Here is a 12,840-nt window from a genome sequence, read left to right as displayed (position 1 = left end):
TATGAGGGGAAAACCCTTAGTTGGAATCATAGAAATGCAGTTTGTAATGGTGCTATTCCTCCTTGGGAGCGCCATCATTTTAGGACTTGGGCTTGATGCAGGTGAATATTCATGGCTGGCGAATTTGCTTGCAGGCATAACGGGCTTGTTTCTATTCAATCTATACATTTATATCTGGAATGAAAATGGCCATCAAGGTCTTAACCATATACTTACTGCCCAATTCGGCAAGCATCTTGGATTCATCATTTCCTTTATCTATATCGTCTATTTTGCATACATCGCATCCAGGGTGTTAAATGATATCGTCCATTTCATCAATAGTACATTGCTGCACAATATGCATCCCTTCTTCATAAAATTCACCATCCTCTTAATCATTATCTATACGTATTCAAAAGGACTCGAGCCATTTGTACGGTCAGCTGTGATTTTCGGGTTCGTCACCATTTTATTTCTCTTGCTCATCCCGTTTTTCATTGTATTAAGCAGCAATTTTCACATTGATTATATACTGCCCTTCCATTCATTGGACGTCAATAAGATCATAAAGTCCGTCTTCCCTACACTAGTCACGTTTCCTTATGGTGAATTGGTTGTTTTTTTAGCGTTGCTCCCATTTTTGAAGGAGAAAAAGGCATTGTCAAAAGGCGGCAGCATCGTCATTATCCTTTCAATGTTTTTACTATCCATTTTCTCTTTCCTAACGATTGGCGTATTACACCCTGATTTGGCAAAATCTTATTCTTATCCACTTGTTACGACGATAGAACATATTGGCTTGATTGGTTTTTTCCAGCGCTTGGATATAATGGCTGTCATCATTTTCATGATTGGCTGCTATTTTAAAATTACCGTATTCACTTTTGCAGCCATTTTTGTTGCCAAGGATTGCATGAATAAATGGAAAGTGAATGACAATGGTCTTGTTTCCTCGATCTTTATTGCCATTATCGCCTTATCTTATTTATACTCGGACAATAATTCCCTCCATGTAAAAATTGGCCTTGAACTTATACCAGTCCTTTTGCATGTACCTCTTCAAATAGTTGTGCCCTTATTAATCGTCATCATTATATTCATGAAGGGGCTAAAAAAATAGAACAATCAAAATATTGAAAAATAATATTTTATTAAAAATATCATGGTTTTTCCTCCCTATAGCCTTATAATTATAAATGTTGCATATTTATTTACCACATCAGGAGGAACTTTCCTAAATGAACAATTCGAAAAACTCTTTCATTCTTGCAGGTACCATTGCAGGGACCTTATTCGCTAGCAGTTCAGCTTATGCCAGCACATATCAAGTTAAATCCGGGGATACCCTTGATAAAATTTCCAGAGCCAATCAAACAACTGTCCTGGAGCTAAAAGCCGCCAACCACTTGACTGGCAGCCTCATTTATCCTGGGCAAGTCTTAAAGATTAATGGCCCTAACAAAAATACGAATAAAAGTAGCGATACAACGACGAAATACGTAGTTAAACTGGGGGATAGTTTATCTACAATCGCTAAAAGAAATAATCTTTCCCTTAGTGCCTTACTTAAATTAAACCCCACGATTTCCAATTCAGATCGCATTTATATCGGCCAAACCATCCGTGTTTCCGGACAAGCCATCCCAACTAACTCGAATGCCAGCAAAAGCGGCTCAACCGGTACTTACACAGTCAAATCCGGGGATACCCTCGGTCAAATTGCCAAAGCTAAAAATATGACTCTCCAACAATTAAAATCTGTAAATCGCTTGACGGAATCATTGATTTTTCCTGGACAAGTCTTGAAGGTCACAATCACCACCATGAACAACGGCAGCAATGTGAATAAGGAGACTTCCGAAAAAAAACATGTGGTCAAACTGGGAGATAGTTTATCTTCCATTGCAAAAAAATATAACTTATCGCTAAATGCCTTGCTTAAATTAAACCCTGCGATTACCAATTCAAATCGCATAAAAATCGGCCAAAGCATCATTGTTTCCGGAAAGTCCCTATCCTCAGCAGCTAATAAACCATCGATATCGACGACAAAATCTGCCAAAGTGAATGCAGTTTTGACTGCTGGTGCTAAATATATGGGAGCTAAATATATGTATGGGGCGAGCACATCACGAACTGACGTTTTTGATTGTTCTTCATTCACTTTAAAAGCATTCCAGGCTGCAGGCATCTCCCTGCCCCGAACATCATTGGCTCAATCCCGGGCAGGTGCATCCGTATCTTCGAACAACCTTCAAAAAGGCGATTTAGTATTTTTTGATACGAATGATGATGGCGTAATCAATCATGTCGGCATTTATGCTGGTAATGGACAAATGCTTAATGCTGCCACATCCAACGGCGTTTCTTATGCAAACATCAACAGTTCTTACTGGGGACCCCGATTCGTAAAAGCGGTTCGTGTCCTGAACTGATCTAGCTTTAACTACCTCCATTCAACTGAAAAAGGAAAAGCGTTCTCGATTTAAATCCGGGACGCTTTTCCTTTTTCGATTATGTTAGCAACTAATCTGATTGTCGCTTCCAGGGGCTGCTCCCGCCATTTGCCCTTCGTTTACATTTTTCCTACAGCTACTGATTTATAATATAGCGAAAATTTTCTATGTATGGAGCCTTTACCCTGCCCACACGTCTTACATGATCATAAAAACTAAAAGGAAATTAAAAGGTATGACCAAAATCCCAACCATTCCTGCCATGGACCTTTGTCCAATACGCGCACTCCGTTGGCAGCCATTGCGACCGCGCCGCTTTTTGCAGCGGCAACTGATCAACGGGTGAAAATAACTTTATCGCATCCCCTAATTTGACTTCCCTGCTGCCTCGAAGGGCTTTAACCAGTTTGAGCAAAGGCAGGAGCCCTCTATGGAACAAGGAAACATGGCCGGCATCGAATAATATGTTCAATGCGTGAGAAAAAGTGATCATATGTCCTATCAAGTCATGATGTGATTCCGCTCGATATATGATTGGGAAATACGCCAATTCCTCCAGCACGAAAAGGGAGAGGTCATTTGGATTTTCAATCATGGGCATGTCATCTTCTTTTGTAATTTCGAACCTTTTGACTTCAGCAGCCGAATAACCGATCCAGGAACGTCCCGGAATCGAGTTTTCGAATGAGAGGATAAGATCGCCTATTCCAGAAAGGTCGCCGCATGCCTTTGCCCCACCTTCTTTTAGTTCCCGGAGGGCCAATAGACTGATGGCGCCATAAATGACGTTATGTCCCACCCAGTGGAGTCGATCGACCGTTTTATCAAGTGCTTGAAGAATGCTGCCTTCAGCCTTTTCCATATCCCATTCCCTTACAGGATCATACTGATTCCTCTCCATACACTGACTCTCGATCATTGATTCCAGCTGCGAAAAAACAAGTTGAGCCAAATTTTCAGTCAGTTCATTATCCTTCACAAAAAAGTGACCAGCAATGGCAGCCGCACCAAAATGTGCTTGCCAAATGTCGCCCGTTTCTTTTTTACATCGGGATATGATTGATAGCCCTTCCTTCAACATTACATCATCCATCCGATCCGCTTCCCTTCCACCCTTCCTTTATAGGATGATTCACCAATCCGTTTACCAAGAAGATGTTAATGGGTATAATCTGTCAATTAAGAGTGTTGATTATGACACTATTTATCTGCCAGTTACAGTATCCTCTCATTCAAATACCCGGCGAATTCATCAATACAACTCTCCAACCATCTGGATCTTCAATCGTAACACCTGATTTTTCCCAATATGGGTTTTCTGGAGATACTGAATCATACCCCAAACGTTTCAATCTATTTGTGATTTCTTCAATCGTTTTGCTTTCAGGGATATATAAGACAAGCAAATTATCCTTTGTTGGAGCTGGACAAGGACTGCCATCTTTATGCTGGGTAAACTCTAAGTGATAGTTTGAAGCAGGAAGTCCAATCATTATACCGTCATATCCATCGTGCCCTTCGAAGGAACCTATTTTTTGCAAACCTAACCCCTCACAGTAGAAACTCGTCACCTTTTCCAGTTGATCAGTCGGACGTGCAACACGGATTTGGGCTACTCTCATTTCACTTGGCCATTCAGTATCCATTTTCCCATCCCTTTCTGGATTCTTTCATACTTAAAACTTAATGAAGTAATTTTATAATAAACACATTATACCAAATGAGTAAAACAAGAAGAAAGTCACATAAAAAATGGGTTGTTTGGGAGGGGGAATTGGTTGATAGGTTTTACTATAGAACGACGAAAAAAAATTGTTGGAATCGTGGTATTATAAAAAATTTTCATCTAAATGATTATGCATCGGCAAATCGTTATTGATAATAAGGATTGGAATTCCGCTTCAGCTCTATAATATTTCTTCAAATTGATTGCTTCTTCCCAGACTATTTTTTAGCAACTAGGGCCTTGAGATAAAGAGGCTGCCTGAAATTTCCCAGACAGCCTTTTTTATTCAAGACTCTTCATTCTGAAACAGTCCTTGAGTAAACGACGATGCTATTCAAATAGTAAACTTAACACTCACACCCACTTGTACGGAGCTGTTGTTTTAAAAAAATCATCCACCATATCGGCCGTTACCTCTGAAACATGTTTGTATTGATAGTCCGGCGATTGGTCTCGATCGATGAGGATGGATCGCACGCCTTCATAGAAATCACCATGCTTCAAAAAGTTCTTTGCCAGTAAAAGGTCGGTTGCAAAGCATTCTTTCAATGTTTTATTTTTACCGTCGTTCAATTGCTTTAACGTGATTTTCAATGAAAAAGGGGATTTGGCAAGAAGCTGCTCTTTAGTTTTCGTGCAAAAATCACTTCCCCCCCGTTCGAGAGACTGAAGAATTCCTTCGACTGTTTCAAACGCAAAATGTTGATCGATTTCTTTTTGAAAAGAAGCAAGCTTGCTCACATGAGATGTCTGTGTTCGATATTCATCGATTAGCTGATTTAGCTTTTCATCAACTTTTACCTTGGACCAATCCGTATGCTCTACTTTTTCATTAAAAAGCTCCATCGCCTCATTTTTCATAAATATATCTGCACCGTTCATATAGAGTACGTCGGGAGCCTGTATAACAGACGCAGTTAGAGCGAGATAATGGCCTAATTGCCCTGGGGCTTTGTTTAAAAAATAGGCTGCTCCTACATCCGGAAAAAAGCCAATATTCATTTCAGGCATCGACCACTTCGTCCGCTCCGTTACAATTCGGTGACTAGCCCCATATGTCAGTCCGACGCCTCCACCCATCACGATTCCATCTAAGTAAGCGATGATCGGCTTTGGAAATTGGTGGATCGCCATATCGGTCTCATATTCTACCTCGAAAAAATCCTCGGCTTTTCGCATGGCTGTTTCAGACGAACGAGCTTCATAGAGAGTCTTGATATCACCGCCTGCACAAAGCCCTTTTGGACCTGCCCCTTTTATGATAACGATCGATACGTTACGGTCTGCCTTCCATTTCATCATTTGTTCACCGATGGCCCGTACCATCTCATGTGATAATGAATTGAGCGCTTTCGGACGGTTCAAAACCATTATGGCAACACCATTTTGATTAACGGAAAACACAACTTCACCGGACATTCCATCTACTCCTTTTTAGATATGTTTAAAGTCTGGTTTTCGTTTCTCGACGAATGCATGAATTCCCTCTTTGGCATCAGCTGTCAGAAACAGTTCCGCAAACCTTTTTCGCTCCCTTTCCAATCCTTGCTCCATGCTCTCGTTGCTTCCTTGAACGATACATTCCACAGCGCGCATCACACTAGTCATGCTTTTTCCTTCCACAAATGAGGCGGCAATAGCTGTTACCGTTTTTAACAATTCAGCTTCTTTTACAGCTAACTGGGCAATACCTAGCTCCACGGCTTCACTTGCAAGAAGGGTGCGGCCCGTCAGGATAAGCTCCAATGCCGTTGCCGTATCCGTTATCTTGCGTAGCCGCTGTGTGCCGCCAAACGTCGGAATAAGTCCAAGCTTTAATTCCGGCAGACCTACCGTCGCTTGCTCTGATACGATTCTGAAATGACAGCTCATTGCCAGCTCCAGCCCTCCGCCAAGTGCTGGACCATTTATTGCAGCAATGACAGGCTTTTTTAGGGCTTCGATTTCATCACATAGCGCCTGTCCTCCTTCAGCAAGTGCCAAGCCTTGTTCCTGATCGCCTAATTTTGAGACGAATTCTTTTATATCCGCCCCTGCTATAAAGAAACGACCTGCTCCTGTCAAGATGATGGCTCTTGTTTCTTCATCCCGCCCAAGCTCCTGCAGAAGGATTCGCAATTCGGCGATACAGGAAGAAGAAAGTGTATTTGCGGGTGGATTGTTCAATGTAACCACCGTGATGAAATTTTCTTTTTCGACCTTTTTGTATTTGTAGTTCACAATTCATCCCTCCCATGATGGCTGTTAAATAGAAGAGAATCCTCCAGTAGGCTTTTGCCACAAATAAAGGATCTCTTTTCTGAGAAAGCCAGCGTTAGAACCAGCGTTCCGTTACCACTTTTTTACGTGTGTAAAATTGGACCCCATCTTTTCCGTTCGTTCCAAGATCTCCATAAAAGGAGGCTTTGTTCCCAGCGAAAGAGAAGAACGCCATTGGAGCTGGTACGTTGACATTCACACCGATCATGCCAGCATCAATTTTGTCACGAAACTGCTGGACGCTTTTGCCGCTTGCCGTATAGATGACAGCGCCGTTGGCAAATCTCGACTGATTGGTGAGCTTGATTCCTTCATCAAGGTCTTTGACGCGTACAACACTCAATACTGGAGCGAAAATTTCGTCCTGCCATATTTTCATGTCAGGTTTCACATGGTCGAAAATGGTAGCTCCGACATAGTACCCTTCCTCCACTCCCGGATTTCTCCCGTCGACTAGTAACGCAGCCCCTTCTTTGACCCCGCTATCAATATAATCAAGCACACGGTTTTTGTGGACTTCACGGATCAGCGGACCAACAAAGTTATCTTCCGATCTCCCTTCTCCCGTTTTCAGTTTACGAGTTTCACTAACGAGCAAATCCATGAATTCATCAGCGATTTCATCGGCAACGGCTACAACGGAGCATGCCATGCAGCGCTCTCCGCTGCTGCCGAAAGCCGCTCCGATAATGCCTTGAACCGATTTTTCAAGATGGCAATCCGCTAGGACAACAGCGTGATTTTTGGCACCAGCTAGCGCTTGAACACGTTTTCCGCTAGCTGTACCCGTTTGATATACATGCTTTGCCACAGGCTCGGAACCTACGAATGAAATCGCTTTGATGTCGTCGCTTTCCAGTAAACCATTCACGACATCTTTTGCACCATGTACAAGGTTGAGGACACCCTTCGGAAAACCGGATTCATAGAATAGCTCCACGAGCTTCTCGGCAAGGATCGGTGTTCTTTCCGAAGCTTTGAGGACAAACGTGTTTCCGCAGGCAATCGCGAGCGGAAACATCCAAAGCGGTACCATCATCGGGAAGTTAAAAGGCGTAATGCCCGCAACCACTCCCAATGGATAGCGCCAGATCGATCCATCTATTCCGTCAGCAATGCCAGGCAAGGCTTCACCCATCATGAGAGTGGGAGCCGCAGTCGCAATCTCCACAACCTCGATTCCTCGCTGTACTTCTCCGCGGGCATCTTTTAACGTTTTCCCGTTTTCCATCGTTATGATTTCAGCCAATTGTTCTTTCTGCTCTTGAAGCAGAAGTAGGTATTTATATAGAAGTCTTGCCCTGCTCGGCACAGGTACCAATGACCAAGCTTGATACGAATTGTGAGCGGCCTGTACAGCTTGATCGACATCCAATTTCAACGACAGAGGTACATAGGCAATTATTTTTCCGGTTGCAGGATTAATTACTTCTTCGACCTCGGTACCATTGGAATCGACCCATTCTCCGTTGATATGGTTCTTCATTCTTTTTATATTTGTTGTAATCATTACTCCCCCACCTCTCCTTATATCCGGTTTGTCGAATGCTCACTAATTTTTTTGTAAAGGATGGACATGTCCTTTTCTCCATATCCATCCTTTATCGCTTCTTCATACAGGTCAAAAAGGATTTTGCTTAGCGGCAGCTCCACACCATTCTTTTCAGCAAGCCCAAGTGCGAAACGAAGATCTTTTCGTAGCAGCTCTAAAGAAAATCCAGGTTCATAGTTATCATTTGCGATAAAGCTCTTATAGTTCCGCTCGTAGATTCGACTCTGACCATAGCTTACGTTCAGCATCTCGAACAATCTTTCAAGATCAAGATTGCTATTCTTTGCAAGGTGAAGAGCCTCACTCACTCCTGCCGTATAAAATCCGATCAAGAGATTGTTGATCAGCTTTGTATTCGTTCCGCTGTCGATTCGATCATTCACATGAAAGATATTCTCGCCCATTGCATTAAATAAAGGAAGTGCTTTATCGAAGACAGGCTTTGCACCGCCTACCATGAAAGTGAGCGTCCGGTTTACCGCCCCTATCACACCGCCACTGACTGGTGCCGCGAGGAAATCGACATCCTTCTTCTTCGCAGCCACTTCGATGCGGACATTCAGGTCAGGGGCTACGGTACTCGTATCGATCAGCATAACACCGGATTCAACGAGATAAACGAGTCCTTTTTCTCCCAGGAAAACTTCTTCCACTGCGTTAGCTGATGGAAGGCTTGTAAGAATCACATCACATTGTTTCACCATATTTTCAACCGATACGCCAATCGTTCCTCCTGATTGATGAAAGGACATTTCAGCCTCTTCATTCAAATCCATCCCATACACGGTATAATTAGAAAGAAGTAAACTTCGTGACATAGGTAGACCCATATTGCCCAACCCGATAAACCCAATCTTCTTCATAAGGCTTCACTCCGTTCACACATTATATTTTTCTTGCTCCGCCATTCTTTCTGCGATTTCCCGTTTTTGTATAAACAGATTCCTGAAGAGTGGAACAGCAAGGCTGCGAACTTCATCCAACAGCACTTTTCTGCCCGCTTCATCTGATTCCGTTCCCGCTAAAATCAATACTGCCATCCCTTCAACTCTGCGGTACGCTTCTTCACAGATAACGTTGGTCATATTCTCTTTCAGCCGTTCCTTTTCCATCCCGTTCTTTTGTATCGCTTTTTCCGTACGCCTGAACGCAGAATCCATCACATGAATTTCCTTCATCATGTCTGCAAGCAGACGGGAATATTCTTGTTCCTGTTGGATGTTGATTTTGGCATGTATCAGCGCTTTCAAAGATTTGTTGAGTAGTCTTTTAGACAAATGGATGTAGTGCTGATTTCTGGTTCCCTCCTCATCAAGGAGAGGGGCCAACCAGGTGTCGCCGTATTGAAGTCCTTTTTTCATCAATAGTTTGGCAATCGTCAGACGATTTATTTCATTCGTTCCTTCAAAAATCCGGCTAATTCGGGCATCACGATATAATCGCTCCACTTCATACTCTTGCATATAACCATAGCCGCCATGAATCTGTAAGGCCTCGTCTATTATTCGATCAAGTACTTCGGAGCAATTTACTTTATTGATAGCACATTCGGCTGCATAGTTTGCCAGTTTCACCAATTGCTCATCGAGAGGTTCTCCATTATCGAATACTTTATCCAAGCTATCAGCCGTTCTGTAGGCTGCACTTTCCGCCCCATATATCGCAATTGCCATATCTGCAATTTTTTCTTGTATCATGGAAAAACGAATGATTGGCCGATCAAATTGTTTTCGCTGTTTCGCATAGTTAACGGCAAGCTCCAATGCTTGCTTCGATGCTCCGATATTTGAGAAGGAAAGCTTCAATCGCGCCATGTTCAGAATATTCAATGCTACATGATGCCCTTGCCCGACTTTTCCGAGAACATTCCCTGCGGGTACACTGACATCTTCCAAGATTAAAGTGGCTGTCGAAGATCCTTTTATCCCCATCTTCTTCTCTTCGGGACCGATGGAAACCCCTTTGAACGTTCTATCCACGATGAATGCAGTCATGCCGTTACTTGTTTTGGCGAAGACAACATATACATCGGCCACCTGTGCGTTCGTGATCCACTGTTTTTCACCATTCAGCAGCCATGCTGTCCCCTGCTCGTTCAAGACCGCCGTCGTTTTAGCGTTAAGCGCGTCTGATCCTGCGTTATTTTCCGTTAAGGCATAAGCACCAATCCATTCTCCTGATGCAAGTTTTGGCAGGTATTTTTGCTTTTGCGCTTCTGTTCCGTAATAGACGTACGGGAGAGTTCCTACGCCTGCATGTATATTAAAGGAAACGCTGAAAGAACCGCCAAACCCCATCTTCTCGGCTACAAGCCCTGACAGCTTTTTATTCAGGGACAGCCCTCCATATGACTCTGGAACCTCCACACTGAGTAAGCCGAGCTCTCCGGCTTCCCGAAACAGTTTTTTCACCTTGCCGTTATCGTGCCGATCAATCGACTCAAGCAGGGGCTTCACTTCGTTTTTGACAAAGAGTTCTGTAGTCTTTGAGATAAGATGATCTTCCTCATTAAAATCTTCTGGTGTAAATACTGCAATGTCCGGACCATGAGAAAATAAAGATTCATTACATTGAAGTTCCGCTTCACCCATTTCTTTCCTCCTCACTTCAACTTCACGATAGGACTTAATCAAAGGCGATACCTGAATGATTCCCCGCATCATTGTAAGCCCTTTCAAAAAGAATCAAAGGCTTTTCATTTCCTGCACTTCTTTCCGCGTTCACCAGCTTCAGATAATCATGTCAAATAAAAAAACAACTTCAAGAAGAAGTTGTTAAGTTTGAATTGATACGTAAATAAACATGTTTTTCCACGACAAAACAAAAACATGCTGATCAATCGCTCGCACTTAACACCCCCTATCCTCGTAGGTATAGATGTGTGCTGAAGCAGGCAGGTCTCCTGGCTTATGATCATCGCTCTTTCGAACCTTCCCATCTTCATTTTCTGAAGACAGTGGTTTTTTCGAATCGCTCCCAAATACAGTTGCGGGACAGCGTCGGGCTCCAACCGACTTCCCTATTATGTAGATGAAAAAATACTATCAATCTACACCTGCTTCTACACGTATTTAATTTTCCAATCAAACATATCAAATAATTTGAAAATTTACAAATAATTTCATTTAATACCAAAAGCTTTCTTAGGATTTTCAGAATTGAAGCCCCTTCAATATAGGACTCGATATCCCTCAGTTTTCATTAAACGAAAAAGAATCCATTCTTTCTTCGCCAGAGAACATATCTTTGATTTTTATTTGATCATTTTTCACTTCGTCCTCCCCAACGATGATGACGTTACGGAATTTCTCTTTATTTGCTTTATCTAAAGCTTTGCCGAGCCTTTTCTTTCCTAATTCACACTCCACCTTATATCCTTTATTCCTTAGCTGTCTTGCTACCAATAATGCGTGCTTTTCGGTATTTATCGGGATCACATAAAAATCCACATCAGGGTTTTCCACGATTTTTCCCTTTAATGGGAGCAAGGCAGTATAAATTACATCCAGTCCCAATGAGATCCCGACTGTCGAATAACTCCCATTCGTTCCGATCAATCCACCAATGGCGTTGTCATATCTTCCGCCACTGCCAATACTTGACTTAATGCTTTCATCAGATAAAAAAATCTCATAAACCGTACCGGTATATATCTCCAACCCTCTTGCTAAAAATGGATTGAATGTACATCGATCATCGACACCAAGGAATTCCAAATAAGATTCCAGCTCTTTTAATTCTGCCAATCCCTGCTTAACTTGTTCATTTCGTTCAGCTAATGGCGCAAAGTAACCTAACCTTGTATTATCAGCATCGGTTAAAAACCGATTAATGTATTTGATGGTTGCAGGTTGCAGCCCTTGTTCTGCCAGCTCCGCCGAAACTGCCTCCAATCCAATCTTATCAAGTTTATCAAGTATCAATATCACTTTATTGATCTTTTCATCTGTCGTTCCAAAAAATTCAAGCATTCCAGTTAATAATTTTCGATTGTTATAGTGAATACTTACTTTTAAATCAAGCTTGCGAAATGCATCCAATGCCATCATCATTAATTCCGCTTCAGCAATTTGAGATTCAATTCCCACAATATCCACATCACATTGTGTAAATTCACGAAGCCTGCCCGTTTTTATCGGACCATCCCTGAAGACTTTACCTATCTCATATCTTTTAAAAGGCATCCTTATGCTTGGGTTCATTGCAACTACTTTTGCAAAGGGAATAGTGAGATCGTATCGCAGTGCCAAATCTCTTTCTCCCCTGTCCGTCAAGGTATACATTTCCTCTAAAATTTCCGCACCCCCGCCGTACTTGGAAGCTAGCAATCCCTTGTAATTCAATATCGGTGTTTCCAATGGCCTACACCCGTATTGGATAAACACATCTTCTATTGTCCTTCTGATCCCCCTTCGTAAAACCTCTGTATCCGGTAAATAATCTTGCGTTCCCTTTACATTTTGATAATCCATTTTTCGCATCGTTCATTCCTCCAATTTTCATTAAAATAAAAAAACCGCACTAGATTTAAGTTTTCATAACTTAATCCATGCGGTTTATTGATAAATAGCCTTCCTATTTGCCGATTTTAAAAAATCGAATAGCAAGACTACTTGATATGATGATGAAATTGTGACAGGGAAATGCTCTTCGTAGCGGACTGCATATTGTTCACCTCTAATTTCCATTTAATGTATCATACTGCAAGGGATATTTCAATGTTTTTTTACATCACGGTTGGATGATGACGAAGCAGACCTGCACTGTTGAAATGCGTTATTTAGGAGATGTCCTGGCAGCATAAAACAACCTAATCCGTAACCGGATTAGGTTGTTTGCTTTAAAAAAGGAGAATGGATCGCCAC

Annotated in this window: 9 protein-coding genes, 1 pseudogene and 1 riboswitch; of the genes and pseudogenes, 2 read left to right on the top strand and 8 right to left on the bottom strand. The window is 42.2% G+C overall.

The features are described from left to right. Window position 1 precedes the first annotated feature (1 nt). Window positions 2-1,102, top strand: a complete 1,101-nt coding sequence (locus ABE28_RS04490; RefSeq protein WP_064466860.1) for a GerAB/ArcD/ProY family transporter — start codon at window positions 2-4, stop codon at window positions 1,100-1,102. 118 nt (window positions 1,103-1,220) lie between these two features. Then, window positions 1,221-2,417: a C40 family peptidase gene (locus tag ABE28_RS04485; protein ID WP_083231943.1), complete on the top strand. Its 1,197-nt coding sequence runs from the start codon at window positions 1,221-1,223 to the stop codon at window positions 2,415-2,417. A gap of 157 nt (window positions 2,418-2,574) precedes the next feature. On the opposite strand, the pseudogene ABE28_RS04480 reads toward ABE28_RS04485, so the two are convergent. The 8 genes and pseudogenes from ABE28_RS04480 to ABE28_RS04445 all read right to left on the bottom strand — a co-directional run bounded on the left by ABE28_RS04480 (window position 2,575) and on the right by ABE28_RS04445 (window position 12,456). Beyond that, window positions 2,575-3,531 (bottom strand): annotated as a pseudogene (locus tag ABE28_RS04480) (hypothetical protein). Window positions 3,532-3,670: 139 nt separating this feature from the next. Continuing rightward, window positions 3,671-4,084, bottom strand: coding sequence for a VOC family protein (locus ABE28_RS04475; RefSeq protein WP_064466861.1), 414 nt, complete (start codon window positions 4,082-4,084; stop codon window positions 3,671-3,673). A 434-nt stretch (window positions 4,085-4,518) separates the two neighbouring features. Then, entirely contained in the window at window positions 4,519-5,583 is a 1,065-nt protein-coding gene (locus tag ABE28_RS04470; RefSeq protein ID WP_064466862.1) for an enoyl-CoA hydratase/isomerase family protein, read from the bottom strand. Window positions 5,584-5,598: 15 nt separating this feature from the next. Beyond that, entirely contained in the window at window positions 5,599-6,384 is a 786-nt protein-coding gene (locus ABE28_RS04465) for an enoyl-CoA hydratase-related protein (protein WP_064466863.1), read from the bottom strand. Between the two features lie 94 nt (window positions 6,385-6,478). After that, a complete protein-coding gene (locus tag ABE28_RS04460) occupies window positions 6,479-7,933 on the bottom strand; it encodes a CoA-acylating methylmalonate-semialdehyde dehydrogenase (protein ID WP_064466864.1) in 1,455 nt (484 codons plus the stop codon). A gap of 17 nt (window positions 7,934-7,950) precedes the next feature. After that, window positions 7,951-8,838: an NAD(P)-dependent oxidoreductase gene (locus ABE28_RS04455; RefSeq protein ID WP_064466865.1), complete on the bottom strand. Its 888-nt coding sequence runs from the start codon at window positions 8,836-8,838 to the stop codon at window positions 7,951-7,953. 15 nt (window positions 8,839-8,853) lie between these two features. Continuing rightward, complete coding sequence (locus ABE28_RS04450; RefSeq protein ID WP_064466866.1) at window positions 8,854-10,566, bottom strand: acyl-CoA dehydrogenase family protein; 1,713 nt, start codon at window positions 10,564-10,566, stop codon at window positions 8,854-8,856. A gap of 284 nt (window positions 10,567-10,850) precedes the next feature. After that, window positions 10,851-11,049, bottom strand: a riboswitch (cobalamin riboswitch). Between the two features lie 117 nt (window positions 11,050-11,166). Beyond that, window positions 11,167-12,456, bottom strand: a complete 1,290-nt coding sequence (locus ABE28_RS04445) for a histidine--tRNA ligase (RefSeq protein WP_064466867.1) — start codon at window positions 12,454-12,456, stop codon at window positions 11,167-11,169. Between the last annotated feature and the right edge of the window lie 384 nt (window positions 12,457-12,840).

Source organism: Peribacillus muralis, from assembly GCF_001645685.2.
GTDB classification, from domain to species: domain Bacteria; phylum Bacillota; class Bacilli; order Bacillales; family DSM-1321; genus Peribacillus; species Peribacillus muralis_A.
Note: the sequence above shows the minus strand (reverse complement) of the source record. Positions and strands in the feature narration are given on the sequence as shown.